The sequence below is a fragment of the Brevibacillus jepli genome (genome assembly GCF_047229145.1).
In the GTDB taxonomy this organism is placed as follows: Bacteria; Bacillota; Bacilli; order Brevibacillales; family Brevibacillaceae; genus Brevibacillus.
On the sequence record NZ_JBFEFW010000032.1, the window covers coordinates 1 to 13,969 of the forward strand.

General features: G+C 48.7%; 14 protein-coding genes, 1 pseudogene, 1 riboswitch and 2 other annotated features. Of the genes and pseudogenes, 11 read left to right on the plus strand and 4 right to left on the minus strand.

The window, feature by feature from the left end:
* Positions 1–51 precede the first annotated feature (51 nt).
* Together AB1L17_RS25720 and AB1L17_RS25725 are read right to left on the minus strand one after the other, a co-directional pair.
* On the minus strand, positions 52–771 hold the full coding sequence (locus AB1L17_RS25720; RefSeq protein WP_412844481.1) for a response regulator transcription factor: 720 nt from the start codon (positions 769–771) through the stop codon (positions 52–54).
* A gap of 214 nt (positions 772–985) precedes the next feature.
* Complete coding sequence (locus AB1L17_RS25725; protein ID WP_412844482.1) at positions 986–1,507, minus strand: C40 family peptidase; 522 nt, start codon at positions 1,505–1,507, stop codon at positions 986–988.
* A 4-nt stretch (positions 1,508–1,511) separates the two neighbouring features.
* A riboswitch (cyclic di-AMP (ydaO/yuaA leader) is annotated at positions 1,512–1,651 on the minus strand.
* A gap of 320 nt (positions 1,652–1,971) precedes the next feature.
* Here AB1L17_RS25725 and AB1L17_RS25730 point away from each other — a divergent pair.
* The 7 genes from AB1L17_RS25730 to prpE all read left to right on the plus strand — a co-directional run bounded on the left by AB1L17_RS25730 (position 1,972) and on the right by prpE (position 7,587).
* On the plus strand, positions 1,972–2,376 hold the full coding sequence (locus tag AB1L17_RS25730) for a LiaF transmembrane domain-containing protein (RefSeq protein ID WP_412844483.1): 405 nt from the start codon (positions 1,972–1,974) through the stop codon (positions 2,374–2,376).
* A gap of 63 nt (positions 2,377–2,439) precedes the next feature.
* Complete coding sequence (locus AB1L17_RS25735) at positions 2,440–3,135, plus strand: PspA/IM30 family protein (protein WP_412844484.1); 696 nt, start codon at positions 2,440–2,442, stop codon at positions 3,133–3,135.
* 93 nt (positions 3,136–3,228) lie between these two features.
* Positions 3,229–3,807, plus strand: coding sequence for a class I SAM-dependent methyltransferase (locus AB1L17_RS25740; RefSeq protein WP_412844549.1), 579 nt, complete (start codon positions 3,229–3,231; stop codon positions 3,805–3,807).
* Positions 3,808–3,821: 14 nt separating this feature from the next.
* Entirely contained in the window at positions 3,822–4,733 is a 912-nt protein-coding gene (liaF, locus tag AB1L17_RS25745) for a cell wall-active antibiotics response protein LiaF (RefSeq protein WP_412844485.1), read from the plus strand.
* A 13-nt stretch (positions 4,734–4,746) separates the two neighbouring features.
* Positions 4,747–5,895, plus strand: coding sequence for a sensor histidine kinase (locus AB1L17_RS25750; RefSeq protein WP_412844486.1), 1,149 nt, complete (start codon positions 4,747–4,749; stop codon positions 5,893–5,895).
* Between the two features lie 7 nt (positions 5,896–5,902).
* Positions 5,903–6,532: a response regulator gene (locus tag AB1L17_RS25755; RefSeq protein WP_412844487.1), complete on the plus strand. Its 630-nt coding sequence runs from the start codon at positions 5,903–5,905 to the stop codon at positions 6,530–6,532.
* Positions 6,533–6,762: 230 nt separating this feature from the next.
* A complete protein-coding gene (gene prpE, locus AB1L17_RS25760) occupies positions 6,763–7,587 on the plus strand; it encodes a bis(5'-nucleosyl)-tetraphosphatase PrpE (protein ID WP_412844488.1) in 825 nt (274 codons plus the stop codon).
* A gap of 10 nt (positions 7,588–7,597) precedes the next feature.
* Here prpE and AB1L17_RS25765 read toward each other — a convergent pair whose 3' ends face one another.
* Complete coding sequence (locus tag AB1L17_RS25765) at positions 7,598–8,398, minus strand: N-acetylmuramoyl-L-alanine amidase family protein (protein ID WP_412844489.1); 801 nt, start codon at positions 8,396–8,398, stop codon at positions 7,598–7,600.
* Positions 8,399–8,558: 160 nt separating this feature from the next.
* On the opposite strand from AB1L17_RS25765, the gene AB1L17_RS25770 reads away from it, so the two are divergent.
* Positions 8,559–8,789 carry a YneF family protein gene (locus AB1L17_RS25770; RefSeq protein WP_012684742.1) on the plus strand — a complete coding sequence of 77 codons (231 nt, stop codon included), beginning with the start codon at positions 8,559–8,561 and terminating at the stop codon, positions 8,787–8,789.
* Between the two features lie 19 nt (positions 8,790–8,808).
* The gene (locus AB1L17_RS25775; RefSeq protein ID WP_412844490.1) at positions 8,809–8,991 is read left to right on the plus strand and encodes a hypothetical protein; all 183 of its coding nucleotides are present in this window, start codon (positions 8,809–8,811) and stop codon (positions 8,989–8,991) included.
* Between the two features lie 43 nt (positions 8,992–9,034).
* Here the strand turns inward: AB1L17_RS25775 and AB1L17_RS25780 are convergent, their stop codons facing one another.
* Positions 9,035–9,904, minus strand: a complete 870-nt coding sequence (locus AB1L17_RS25780) for a LysR family transcriptional regulator (RefSeq protein WP_412844491.1) — start codon at positions 9,902–9,904, stop codon at positions 9,035–9,037.
* Between the two features lie 149 nt (positions 9,905–10,053).
* Here AB1L17_RS25780 and AB1L17_RS25785 point away from each other — a divergent pair.
* Together AB1L17_RS25785 and AB1L17_RS25790 are read left to right on the plus strand one after the other, a co-directional pair.
* Positions 10,054–11,420 (plus strand): annotated as a pseudogene (locus AB1L17_RS25785) (MFS transporter).
* Between the two features lie 48 nt (positions 11,421–11,468).
* Positions 11,469–11,737, plus strand: a binding site (T-box leader).
* A gap of 54 nt (positions 11,738–11,791) precedes the next feature.
* Positions 11,792–12,026, plus strand: a binding site (T-box leader).
* A gap of 61 nt (positions 12,027–12,087) precedes the next feature.
* A complete protein-coding gene (locus tag AB1L17_RS25790) occupies positions 12,088–13,632 on the plus strand; it encodes a 2-isopropylmalate synthase (protein ID WP_412844492.1) in 1,545 nt (514 codons plus the stop codon).
* Positions 13,633–13,969 lie beyond the last annotated feature (337 nt).

Consider the following 13,969-nt stretch of genomic DNA (forward strand, 5'->3'; position numbering starts at 1 on the left):
GAGTGTGATCAAGGCAATGAAGGAGAGGAAGATTTTGTTGCGTAAGCTCATTTAAAGCTTCTCCCCGATAAATACGTAGCCTGTCCCCCATTGTGTTTTAATGAATTGCCGCTCTGTTTCCAGCTTTTCACGGAGGTTTTTGATATGGACGGTCACTGTATTGAGTGAGCCATAGCCATATCCCCAGACACGGTCATAAATTTGCTCTCGCGTAAAGACGATACCCGCATTTTCTGCGAGGAACGTGAGTAGTTGAAATTCTTTGGTAGAGAGCTCGATCTTTTGATTGCATACATAAACGGAATACGTTTCTTTATGAATTTCCAAGTCCTTGAATTTCAAAACGGTAATTGGAGAAGTGGCCGTTTCCTTTTCTGGCTGCTCTTCGGTATGCTTGCGAATGCGCTCGTAGCGACGAAGGTGGGCGCGAATACGAGCGAGCAGCTCTTCCGTATCAAAAGGCTTCGTGATGTAATCGTCTGCGCCAATTTCGAAGCCAACTACCTTATCTACAGCTTTTCCTTTTGCACTGAGAAACAGTATAGGCAAATCCCACTCACGGCGAATCTGCGAACAGAGCTCGTAGCCACTCATGTTGGGCATCATTATATCCAAAAGGATCAGGTTGGGTCGCTCTCCTTGACTGAGCAGTGCAAGTGCATCTTCGCCGCTCTCCGCTGAAGAGACGGTAAAGCCTTCATTCTCCAAAATGTCTTCTAGCAGTTCAATAATCTCCAGATTGTCATCGACAATTAAAATGTGATCTTTCACCGGAACAACCCCCAGTTACTTCTATTAATAAGGAAACACCATTCAAAGAATGTTCTTGTCTATCATAACATGGTTTGACCGAATCAGGGGAAGAAACCCCGTAAGTTATTAGGTTTCACTAATAAGTGAGGGTACCTCTTTAGACCAGGTACTAAACTTCGTCAGAAAAAGCCAGAGACGCTATGTCCCTGGCTTTTATTATTTTGCCGAACGACTATTTTTTAGCTGGTTTTTCCGGCAACGATGCAGCTTGCACCGCTTTTTCTTTTTTCGGAGTCTCTGCTTTTGCTAGAACAGGTACGCTGAGACGCTTGGCGCCTACATAACGCTTGCTCCAGTAGTATGGATCGTTCAACTTGGTGTTGACGACTCCACGACCAGATTCCGAGTGCACGAATGTGCCGTCTCCAATGTAGATACCCACGTGTGAAATGCTGCGACCGTTCGTATTGAAGAACACGAGATCGCCTGGCTGCAAATCTTTCTTGGCTACCTCTGTACCTAATTCGTACTGGGAAGCAGAATTGTGAGGTAGGTCTACACCTAACGCATCAAATACGTAGCGCGTGAAACCGGAGCAGTCAAAGCCCTTTTTGGACGTGCCGGAAGATTTGTAAGGGGTACCGTACAAGCCGCTGACTACTTCATTAAGAGATTTCTCCTCAGCAGCATGTGCAGCGCCTGCCCCCATAGCAAGCAATCCAGCCATAAATAAAGATAAAACCACCTTGCGCAAAAGAAACTGCTCCCTTCGTGAGCCTACGAGGTTAGCTGAAGGGTTCGGTCGAAAGGACGCCCTAGGCTGCTGTAAGTAGCAACCATTCACCCCAAAAACGTGGTTCCCCCGTTTCCGCCAAGCGGAATTCGGCTATTTTTCGATGTTTTTTTACACGCACTCTTACGAAGATTCTACGTCAGTCCCTTTTTTCCTTCTTTTTCATCTGTCAGTTCACATATTCGTCACAAAAATACCGTCAAATGCTGTAACGTTTTCGTTCGACAGTGCAAGTCCCCTTTCGACGCTAGCTTGTGCAGCCTTGCGGGACAGCTCGTCCGATTAGGGCAGGAAATTGTCTCCGTCCAAGGACGGAGGGAAAAACCAACCGCACGCCCGTTATGGGAAGCCTATGCCGAGGGCTACAATAAGGGCATAACGTTCCACAAGCACCACATGCAAAAACGAATGGAGGTAAGCGAGTAATGAGCGAACGGTCTGGCAAAGTTCTACTCGGGCTGGTTCTGCTGCTAGTCGGTGGGTTGGTTCTCCTGGATCTGGTGGGTATCGATATCGGAGACTTGATCGGGTTCATCATTCCCGGTGTGATCATGATATACGGTGCCAAAAAGATACTGGGACAAACCGGTTCACGCTTTTGGGGAGTCCTGGTCTTCCTATTCGGGCTCCTGATGTTGATTGGCAAGCTTGACCTGCTGTTTCACGCGCTTCTGGCCATTGGGGTGATTTATCTGGGATATCGCTTACTGCGTCCCAGCCATCAACCCAAACAAGCGCCACCTGTTTGGGAGCGTGAATGGGCCCAAAAAGTATTAAAGGAAGATACGCTGGACGCTTGGGAGAAAAACGTAAGAAGACGCCCACAATAACGCTGTGTCGCAAGAGTCTTTTGGATGAACAATATGATGTGATATGATGAGGAGGAAATAATAATGAGTATCTTTAAACGTTTGCGTGATCTGACAGTAGCTTCGGTGAATGATGCATTGGATTCGATGGAAGACCCAGTAGTAATGCTGAATCAATATATGCGTGACATGGAAGTAGAAATCGGACAAGTAGAAGTAGCCGTTGCCCGCCAGGTAGCACTGGAAAAGAAATTCCGTCAGCAATTGGATGAGGCGAACGCATTGATTGAAAAACGCGATCGTCAAGTTAAGCTGGCATTAACTGAAGGTGAAGACGAGCTGGCTCGTCGAGCACTCGCTGACAAGAAGCAGTACGAGGGTCGTGCAGCGGAATATGAAGCTCTCTACCTGTCTGCATCAGAGGCAGCTACGCAAATGCGTGAAAAGCTGGCTGAACTGAAGGAAGAGTTCTATAAAATGCGTGCGAAAAAGTTCACACTGATGGCACGTGCACAAGTGGCTCGTACACAAAAGCAAGTCAATCATGCAGTTGTCGGTATCGGTAATCAGTCTGCAGGCCGTGGCTTCGCTCGCATGGAAGAAAAAGTACTGCGCATGGAAGCTGAAGCGCAAATGAGCGGACAATGGAGCCAAACAAACCGCGCTTGGGAGAGTGCTTTGTCTGATCTGGAAAAGGACGATCTCGATGCAGAGCTTGCTAGCATTAAAGCATCCATTCAAGAGGTAAAAACACCAGTGGCGAAACCAGTACAATCCTAATTCGACAGGAACTGGGGGACTGGGTGTAGAATAGATTGTGTCAATTCGGCAGCCTGTTACCATCAGGCTGCTTTTCCCCTAGGAGGTACGATTCTGTTGGACTTCTTGGTCTTTTTGCGAAGGTTTATCGCTGAGCCTGGACGCGTCGGTAGTATCATCCCTAGCTCGCGTTTTTTATGTGAGCGTATGTTGAAAAGCGTCGATTGGGCTTCAACCGATGTGATCCTGGAGCTGGGACCTGGTACAGGGGCATTTACCCAAACGATTTATCAGAGCTTGCGTCCCAATACACATTACGTGCTTGTGGAACGAGATTCCCATTTTCGCTCTATGCTTCAATCACGTTTTCCCGATCTGCTTATCAGAGAGGAAGCGACTCAACTTAGGACTTACTTGGAGGAGTTGAACCTTGGGAATGCAGATGTCATTATTTCAGGTCTGCCATTCGCCAATTTCCCACCAGAGCTACGGGCAGCTATTCTGGAAGAAGTTCAGTCTGTACTGAAGCCAGGCGGCCTTTTTATTACATTCCAATATTCGCTACAACTCCAAGCTGAGTTGCAGGATCGTTTTCCCTGGGTGGAGACCGACTTTACCCTGCTGAACATTCCGCCTGCATTCATCTATACATGTCGCAATGGTCAAAATGAAAACGATCGGCATGGGGCGTGAGAGAGGAGACTTTTGTGAAACTGTCCCGTTTGCACAAAATGTTGGCTGGTATCCTGATTATTTTCACGGGTATTGGTCTTTTGTTAGACAGTGTGGGTATGATATCGTTCGGTCTGTTTGATTTGTGGCCGATGGTGCTTATTTATTTCGGTCTCCGTTTGTGGGGACAGAAAAAACGCATTGGCGGAGGGATTCTATTTTCCCTGGGAACCATCATTGCAATGGACATGTGGTTTGGCATCGGGGTTGATGATTTGTTCCAGATAGCAGTGCCAATCGTGTTTATTTATTTCGGCTTTCAGTTGATTCGTGGGAAGAACAGCACACGAAATCACCGTGTGAATCCACCGCCATTTGACGATATGGTAACGCCATCGGATATGGTGACGCCATCGGTTGCTGAGCCGATTGTGACGAGTGATCCGAAGTTTACGAGTGATGGGAAGGTTTCAGTTAGGTCCCGTCACTGGACGGACAGCTGGAACAAATGGAAGCATTTTGGTGGGAAAGCTCCTCATCACGAAGGAATGTCTTCTTCACATGACGACATGTTGCCAAAAGATTCCCGCAGCTCACTCATTGGAGACTATCATTTGACCTCGGGCCGTTTTGAACTGAATCACTTGCATGTTTGGCATGGAATCGGGGATGTTGTCATCGATCTTTCCCGGGCAATGCTGATGCGGGACGAGGCAATTCTTGTCGTAGAGGGCTGGGTAGGCGATGTGACAATATACGTGCCTGTAGACCTTCCCGTATCGGTTACGGCAGGGCTGAGCATTGGTGACCTGGAGGTGCTAAGCCACCGACAGGGGGGGATTAATCGTAGCGTAAAGATTCGTTCTGATCACTATGATAAAGCATTGCAAAAAGTAAACTTGCATATCTCGCTGCTTGTCGGCGATATAAAAGTCAAGTACATCTAGGAGGTACTGGCGAATGCGTCGACAGCGATTGGCAAGTATTCAGTGGCATTATGTGCGCTATGGCGTGTTATTGGCCGTCAGTGCAGTAACTGTCGCGTTTATTTGTTTCTTTTGGCTATACTTTTTATGGAGAGATCACCCCGGTATTCATCGGTGGTACAACAAGATGATTAGCGACCGCCAATTCGTTTGGTGGCTGGAAGAATATATGGGCATTAATCTGCCTAACGAGCCAGAGGGCTTGATTCAGCTGGCCGCTTTTGTAGTTTCTTTGCCGGCCGGTGTCTTAGTTGCATTAATCATTTCCTATATACTCGGCAACTTGTTGAAAAAGCGTCTCAACGTGCTTTGGGAAGCGGCGATGAAGCTAGGACGCGGGATGCTTTCGTATCGGGTTGCCGATTTGGGTGTCGATGAGATCGGCGAATTAGGCTGGCAGATTAATCGCTTGGCTTCGCAATGGGAAGAGCAAGTAGTATCTTTGCAACGGCTATCGAACCACAATGCGGCTTTGGCCGAACAATTAAAGCATGCGGCTGTAACAGAAGAGCGACAGAGACTGGCAAGAGAACTGCATGATGCCGTCAGTCAGCAATTATTTGCGATTGCGATGACGACCGCGGCGATGAAGCGGCTCGTCGAAAAAAATCCGCAACGTGCAGCACAACAGATTGAATTGGTCGAAGAAATGGCAGCAGCTGCACAAGCCGAGATGAGGGCATTGTTATTGCACCTTCGTCCAGCTACGTTACAAAACAAATCGTTGAAGGAAGCAATTCTGGAACTTTTAGATGAGCTGACGCGTAAAAATAGCATGCAGCTGACTTGGGAGATCGAAGACGTCGAAGGATTGCCGAGTGGAATCGAGGATCATTTGTTCCGCATTTTACAGGAGTCCTTGTCTAATACATTGCGTCATGCAAGAGCTACGCTGATTACAGTGAAGCTGTTTACGCTCCAGGAGCAGGTTCGCCTGCGGGTATCGGATGACGGCGTTGGTTTTGATCCGGATGGGGAAAAGTTAACGTCCTACGGCTTGCGCAGTATGAAAGAGCGCGTGACAGAGGTCGGAGGCTCCATGGAGATTTATTCGGCGATCGGGAAGGGGACGCAAATCGAGGTGCGTATTCCTCTGATGTCACAGACGGAACGGGAAGGGTGAGGGCTGAGTGATTCGGGTACTACTGGTTGATGATCACGAAATGGTTCGAATGGGGCTGGCTGCTTATTTGTCGACTGAGGATGATATTGAAGTCGTAGCAGAAGCAGGCAGTGGAGAAGAAGGGGTTCGCATGACGCAGGAGCTGCGCCCGGATGTCGTTCTGATGGATTTAGTTATGGAGGGCATCGGTGGTGTAGAAGCGACTCGCCGCATTCGTGACACTTGTCCATCCAGTAAGGTTATTGTCCTGACCAGCTTTATTGATGACGAAAAGGTATATCCAGTTATTGAAGCGGGGGCATTCAGCTACCTGTTGAAGACATCGCGTGCGGCCGAGATTGCAAAGGCAATCCGCTCTGCTGCAGCGGGAGAGCCTGTCTTGGAATCGAGAGTGGCAGGAAAAATCATGGCCCGTTTCCGTCACGGTCAAGAGTCTCACCCTCACGAGCAACTGACACCACGCGAGTTGGAGGTTTTGAAGCTGATCGGTCAGGGCAAGTCCAACCAGGAGATTGCGGATGAGCTGATCATTGGTATCAAAACGGTCAAGACGCATGTCAGCAACATTCTTGCCAAACTGAACGTTGAGGATCGCACGCAGGCGGCCATTTACGTGCATACGCATAGCTTGGGATAATGATAGGGGTTCACTTATAGATAGACGCGCCAAAAGCTCCTTGGTAAACTAGGGGCTCTTTCGCGTGTTTTTTTCGCGGATGTGGTAAAGATAGTAAGTAACTAATATCGTGTGAAAAACAGAGAGTTCAAAAAGTCGTCTTTTCATCACCAAGATAGTGACGAGAACCTGCTAACTTCGTGATCAAAAGACGACCTTTTGAATACCTTTAACGAAAGGAGGGACGGGCTATGAGGCACAAACCTCAAACACGCTCAAAAGTGCTTTCGGCTGACAATGGCGTAGATCTTATAGGCGATGTTCACGGCTGCTACGACGAGTTTATTGAATTACTCCAACGCTTGGGGTATCAGCAAAGTAAAGACGGTACGTATCGCCATCCCCAAGGCCGAAAGCTCCTTTCCCTCGGTGATATCACAAGTCGTGGACCTTACTCAATCAAGATGCTGCAATTTTTTCACCATCACGTCACGTTAGGCTTGGCAGAGATGGTAGATAGCAATCACGGGTGGAAGGTAGCCCGCTGGTTGGATGGCAGGCCTGTGACATTGGCTCACGGGGATGAAAAGGTAGAAGAGGAGCTCCGGCTTTATCAGCAAGAATATGGGCCGAAAAAGGCATCCTTGCTACGGGAGCAGAGCCGCAGATTGCTGTTTTCTTCTCCTTCACACATGATCATCAAACGGAATGAAAAAATAGTAGCGGTCGCCGTTCACGCGGGGATTCGAGATGATTACATAGGGATGGATTCACCTGCGGTCTATACGTTTTGCCGATATGGCGATGTCGCAGGGACGGGACCGGATGGGCGTCCGATTCGAAAAGAGTGGGCAAAAGAGCGAAAGGTTACTTCGCCCATTATCGTTTGGGGACATGAGCCGCATCCAGAACCCAAACGAAAAAATGGCACCATCAACATCGACCAAGGATGTGTGTTCGGCGGAATGCTAACCGCCTATCGCTATCCAGAGGACGAATTGGTGAGTGTGCCAGCAAAAAGAAACTATTCGGGTTTAACGGACACGCCGCTGACCCGCTTTAAGGCAGACGATTAAGCAAAAGACGCTACATTTTCAGCTTATCGAATAAGCGCTTCAGGATGACGGCCTGTGCCCAGAGTGGCAGAGGTTTGTCAGGTTGATTGCGCCATGCTTCGTCCGTTAATAAACCTTGATCATACAACCAGTTGATGGCGTCCTGTTTCCAATCAGGCGTGTTTCCTCCGCCGTTTCCAGGAGAGGTTGTGGGAGCAAGCGTTGGTGCAGCGGTAGGCTTTGGAGTTGAAGTAGGGGGAAGAGTAGGCGTAGTTGGAGGTTGGTAAGGAAGTTTAGCGTACGTGCAAAATGCCCGAACTACGGCTTCCGCGAGATCCCGCCAATCCTGCTGTAGTTTATTTGCATCCAAAGTATTGTCGGCAAAGCCATATTCGACGATCACCGTCTCTACGCTACCAGTCTCCCGGTGCATGAAGTAGTAATCGAGACGCGGATTATCAGGCAGTGTCCGCGTAAAAATTCGTCGATTCGGCATTCCTTGCGCTGCCAGGCCATCCTGGATCAAGCTGGGAAAGGTTGGGGCGCCATAGATGGAATAGATGACTTCCGAGCCTCGACCGCCACCTGAGTTAATATGGTTCGAGATGCAGTAGCGAGCGCCGCTGTTTCGAACCAGAGCCGTCCGGGCATCACTGGTAAGAGTCGCATCGGTAGTTCGAGTTATCGCGACAGGAATATTTAGAGCCAAGAAACGATTATATTGGTACAACGATATTTGTAGATTCATATTTTTCTCGGTAAACTGCGCGTTGTTTCCTCCGCCTGGATCGCTGCCACCGTGCCCAGCGTCCAGAATGACAATTGGAGCCATTTTGTTTCACCTCTTGCTCTTAGAATATGCTTGGAACAAAGATAATGTTGAGGGCAGTGTTCTCATTTTCCAAGTTTTCTAATCACAATTTACAGATAGCCCAACTATGGTACAATAAAAAAAGAGTTCATAATTACGTATAGAGGAAGGTAATGTATTGATGGCTTGGTACAACTGGGTAATTCCAATTGTTACATTGTTAATCGGTCTCGCTGGTGGATTTTATGGAGGGACTTATTTACTGAAAAAACAAATGTCCAACATGCAAATGGACGACAAGCAGCTGCAAGCCATGGCCCGTTCAATGGGAATGAATCTTAACCAAAAGCAGCTCAAACAGATGAGCCGTACGATGAAAAACATGAAAATGCCAAATAAATTCGGAAAGTAGCGTGAAAGGGAGTGTCGTGATGGGGCCTACCCGGCTGCGCTACACGATGATCGGTTTTATTGTCGGTGTATTTATCGTGTATTTGAAAGACCTGCCGCTTGCAGAGGGAACTCGGTTTGCGGCACCTTTTTACGGAGCGGGTATTGGACTGCTCATTGACGGCATTATTTTACGCGTGAAACAACGAAAAGGAAAGCAATAGTAGGGGAAGAGCCTGGCGAGTTGATGCCAGGCTTTTTTCTGTTTTACTCAGCAAAATACTGGACGATAAAATCACAAAATTTGCGAGCGGCCAAGGAGAGGTATCTTTTTTCATGCCGGATCATTTGAAAATGACGTTGGCAGATCGGGTGCTTGATCGGAAGCATGACAAGATCAGGATCTTCTTCTCTATTGATACAGCCATAGAGGGCAATGCCTAGACCAGCACGGACCAGTTTTTTGATAGAGCCTGGATCATCTACACGACAAGCGAATTTGGGGGTAATCCCTGCTTTTTGAAAGAACTGATCGTACAGCATTTGGATGGGAAAGTCCTCTCGGTAGCCGATAAATGACTCATCAGCCAGCTCGCTTAGTCGAATACTCGTTTGCGTGGCTAAGCGATGCGTACGAGGGACAGCTACATGAATGTCCTCTTTCAGTACGGGTGTGATCAAAAAATTCGCCTGCTTGATCGGCAAATGTGTGAAGCAAATATCCACTTCACCAGACTCCATGAGGGTTGCCATTTCTTCTATGGTCGCTTGGGTGATCTGAAAATGAACATCGGGATGAAGCGCGAGAAACTTACCTAACGGTTCTGATAAAAGATCCAAGGTCGATGTCGCCAGATGTATCCCGCCATGCTCCAGACCTGCCAGATCGGACACGACCCTTTGACCTTCGTCCAGCAGATTGAGTGCTTTTTCTACACGCTCCAAATACGCCTTCCCAAATGTATTCAGCCGAATGCGTCCCCGCTCGCGATCAAATAACGGAACCCCGACATCGTCCTCCAGCCGGGAAATGGTCTTACTGAGAGCCGGTTGGGCGATCCGCAGCTCTTGGGCGGCCTTCGTCATATGCTGCCACTTGGCGACTGTTCGGAAATAGTGCAGCTGCAACAATTCCATTCGATTCAACTCCATATACTCAGGTATATCAACTGTATATAATAAGATATATTTTCGTTTATTTTAAAATCATTATAAACTACAACAAGCAAGGCAAACAATCACCTTCCCGGGAAGAAATCGGTGATAACGAGAGGTGTCTTTCATACATGCAAACTCAAGCACAGCAACAATCTGCTGACAAAGTTCTTCGCATACTCGTGTTTACTCTAATGATTACGGTGATGAGTGCTACGATGTTTAATATCGTTTTGCCGCAAATCAGGGCAGATTTTGATTTATCCTTTAGCCAAGTAAGCTGGGTGACATCCGCTTTTTTGTTAATCTATGCCGTTGGAACCGTGATGTACGGAAAGCTAGCCGATTCTTACAAACTCAAAAATCTGCTTACGTTCGGACTGATTCTGTTTGCAATCGGCTCCCTTATCGGGTTTTTTGCTCACAATTATGCCATGGTGCTCTTGGGGAGAATTGTGCAGGCTGCAGGAGCTGCTGTTATTCCGGCTACCTCTTCAATCATACCGGTGCGTTATTTTCCACAGGAGAGAAGGGGGCGAGCTCTAGGGATATCGATGACCGGGCTGGCAATCGGCAGTGCATTAGGTCCCGTGCTTTCCTCCCTGTTGGTCAGTCTGCTCGACTGGAGATGGCTGTTCTGTATGCCGCTGTTCACTCTGTTCGCCTTGCCTTATTTCCGTAAGTATTTGGAGGAGGAGGAGAGAGCATCCGTCAAAATGGACTGGATCGGCGGTGGGCTGCTTGCAGTAACGATTGCGCTGCTTCTGCTTGCTATTTCGAATCAGAGCTTGCTGCTCGCACTGGGGTGCATCATCTCATTCCTTTTGTTCTTGGTGAGAATTCGTACGACGAGCGAACCGTTCATTCGCCCTGGCTTATTCCGGAGAAACGCTATTCGCTTGGACTGGTCATTGCCTTTTTGATGATCGGGAGTGGCTATTCGTTCGCTTTCCTTAGTCCGCAGTTGTTGGCCAATGTGAATCATCTGGCACCGGGGCTAATTGGCTTTGTCATGGTACCGGGAGCCATTGTGACCGCAATCTTGGGGAAAAAAGCCGGGATTCTAGCAGACAAGAAAGGGAATTCATATTTATTCTACACAGCGTCCGTGCTTCTTTTGAGCAGCTTCGCCCTTTTCTCGTCCTTTGCGGGAGTGTCTCCATTTCTCATTGCTATCTTTCTGATATTTGGCAATGTCGGGCTATCGTTTATGATGATTTCGATGTCAAACGCAATCTCGCAGACGCTGCCAAAAGAACAGATCGGTGTTGGTATGGGAATGCTGGCGATGCTGAACTTTATTGCAGGAGCACTAGCTGCTACCTTGTACGGCAAAACGATTGATGAAGGAGCTGCTATGAGCTGGAATCTGCTCAATAGTTATCCAGGCGCGTCCGTCTATAGCAATATTTACTCTGCTTTAGTGATCGTAATTCTGTGTCTCGCCTGCCTTTATTACAAGCAGTTCGGCCGCAGCTCGGTGAGAGGGTTGAATTAAATATTGACAACCGGATATAAACCGAATAAAATTTCAAACAATAACAAAAATAACGCGAAGAACGGGAACAGTAAGTGGTCTGATCTGTTTAGAGAGCTGCGGGATGGTGCAACGCAGTCAGAGAAGCCAGTGAAGCTCGCCCGGGAGCGGCAGGACTGAACAAGATGTAGCGCTGCATCAAGCAGTAAGTTCTGACGGTTAACCTCCGTGATCGGGTTGTGCTGATCGACTGGGATCAGTACGTGAGGTGGACTTCCGGTGAACAGCTGGGGTCAACGAGAGTGGTACCGCGATAGACATGGTCTGTCGTCTCTTCGATAGAGACGGCAGGCCTTTTTGTTTTGAACACGAGAAACTACAAACTACATACAACAAACGCGAAGAACGGGAGCTAGTAAAGCGAATTTCTTGTCCAGAGAGCTGCGGGTAGGTGCGACGCAGTCAAGAAATGCTTGAATCTCACCCGGGAGCGGCAAGGTTGAAAAACGACACAGTAGACCTTGACGGATCGTCCCACGTCATCGGGACAGCGAGGTGGGTTCCCTTTTTCAAAAGAGGAGTCAACGAGAGTGGTACCGCGGCAGCCAAAGGCCTGTCGTCTCTTGTAAAGGAGACGGTGGGCTTTTTTTATTGGAGAAAACAATTAAAAATTGAGGAGGCAATACCCATGACAAAAAGAATCCATATTTTTGATACGACACTGCGTGACGGAGAACAAGCACCAGGAGCATCTCTTTCTCCCGAGCAAAAAATCGTCATCGCGAAGCAATTGGCAGACCTCGGCGTGGATGTCATTGAGCCAGGCTTCCCAATCTCCAGCCCTGGAGACTTCATGGCAGTGCAGCGCATTTCACAAGAGGTGCACGGTGTGGAGATCTGTGGCTTTGCTCGTGCAGTGAAGGAAGACATCGACGCTGCCGTTCGAGCTACACAAGCAGCAGAGCGTCGCAGACTGCATATGTTCCTGTCATCCTCCAACATTCATCTGGACTTCCAGCTGCGCAAGTCGAGAGAGCAGGTGATTAAAATCGCCCGCGAGATGATTGCGTACGGCAAACAGTTTGTAGACCGGATTGAATTTTCTCCGATGGATGCGACGCGTACAGGCGATGAGTTCCTTTTTGAGATGATCGAGGCGGCAATTGAAGAAGGGGCGACAATTATCAACATCCCGGATACGGTCGGATATGCGCTACCGGAAGAGTACGGGGCCATGTTCACTCGCGTCATGAAAAACGTTCGTGGCAGTGACAAGGTAGAGTTTAGTGCACATTGCCATAATGACCTGGGGCTGGCAGTTGCAAACAGTCTTGCAGCGATTCGTGCTGGGGTTACGCAAGTGGAGGTCACAGTCAACGGTGTCGGTGAGCGTGCAGGCAATTGCTCCTTGGAAGAGCTGGTGATGGCAATTGAGACGCGCAAAGAAGCGCTGGATGCCGAGACAGGAATCAGACCGGAGCACATTTACACCACTTCGCAAAAGGTGAGCCGTGCCATGAGCTTCCCGATTGCATTCAACAAACCGATCGTTGGTCGCAATGCCTTTCAGCATGAAGCGGGTATCCATCAGGATGGCTTGTTGAAAGAGCGCAGTACGTACGAAATCATGGACCCAGAGAGTCTGGGCGTGCCGCGCAACATGATCATTCTCGGAAAACACTCCGGACGCCATGCTATCAAGCACCGGGTAAATGAGTTCGGGGTACAGCTGACCGATGAGCAGATGGAGACATTGTACGTCGAATTTAAAGAGCTGGCTGACAAGCAAAAGGTCGTACAGGATCATCAGCTGCTTGAGCTGGTGGGACATACCGTGAATGCGGTACTGGAGCCGTTCACCCTCGTAAATGCTCAGGTACTCACGGGTACTTCCGGACATCGCATGGCTTCCTGCACGATTACGAACAATGTGACGGGTGAAGAACAAGCATACTCTGGCACCGGAGAAGGACCTGTGGAGGCATTGGTGGCTGGCATCAAGCAGGCATTGCCGTTCGACGTGGAGTTTACGGACATGGAGCTGTATTCGTTGTCGTCAGGAGAGCATGCGACAGGAGAAGCGATCGTGACGGTTAGCGCCAACGGCAGTCATTTCAAAGGTGTTGCCGAGCATCGTGATGTACTGATGGCGGTCGCGCAGGCGTTTATGGCGGCGAGCAATCAGGCGGTGCGTGATCATCAGGCCAAAGCTGTAACCGCCGGAGCTAACTAAGAGCCAAACATAAAAAGTCAGCCTGTAGATGTTTGCAGGCTGACTCTTTATGTACTTATGGCTGTAGTGGAGAGAAGAATATTTCCAGACTAGGCTCAGTGCTCCGTCCCTCTGGGAGATTGGACTGCCCGCTCCGAAGGGATTAGCGGGGAAACGCAAAAGTGGTAGCCGCTACGTAGCATGGGCACGGTTGCGTTTCTGTTGCCCGCTAATCCCTTCTCCGCTGGGTAGGACTCCACAAGTCGCTACGTCTGGAAATATTCTTCTCTAGCGTAACTGATTACGTTCTTCAATCTTTTAAGGCTTTGAAAACACCGTGAGGATTAAAGGCTTGTAG

Excerpts from the sequence above, each read along its gene's own strand:
- AB1L17_RS25790 (WP_412844492.1), top strand. The coding sequence starts at position 12,088 with ATGACAAAAAGAATCCATATTTTTGATACGACACTGCGTGACGGAGAA.
- AB1L17_RS25780 (WP_412844491.1), bottom strand. The coding sequence starts at position 9,904 with ATGGAATTGTTGCAGCTGCACTATTTCCGAACAGTCGCCAAGTGGCAG.
- AB1L17_RS25775 (WP_412844490.1), top strand. The coding sequence starts at position 8,809 with ATGGGGCCTACCCGGCTGCGCTACACGATGATCGGTTTTATTGTCGGT.
- AB1L17_RS25730 (WP_412844483.1), top strand. The coding sequence starts at position 1,972 with ATGAGCGAACGGTCTGGCAAAGTTCTACTCGGGCTGGTTCTGCTGCTA.
- AB1L17_RS25765 (WP_412844489.1), bottom strand. The coding sequence starts at position 8,398 with ATGGCTCCAATTGTCATTCTGGACGCTGGGCACGGTGGCAGCGATCCA.
- prpE (WP_412844488.1), top strand. The coding sequence starts at position 6,763 with ATGAGGCACAAACCTCAAACACGCTCAAAAGTGCTTTCGGCTGACAAT.
- AB1L17_RS25735 (WP_412844484.1), top strand. The coding sequence starts at position 2,440 with ATGAGTATCTTTAAACGTTTGCGTGATCTGACAGTAGCTTCGGTGAAT.
- AB1L17_RS25750 (WP_412844486.1), top strand. The coding sequence starts at position 4,747 with ATGCGTCGACAGCGATTGGCAAGTATTCAGTGGCATTATGTGCGCTAT.
- AB1L17_RS25770 (WP_012684742.1), top strand. The coding sequence starts at position 8,559 with ATGGCTTGGTACAACTGGGTAATTCCAATTGTTACATTGTTAATCGGT.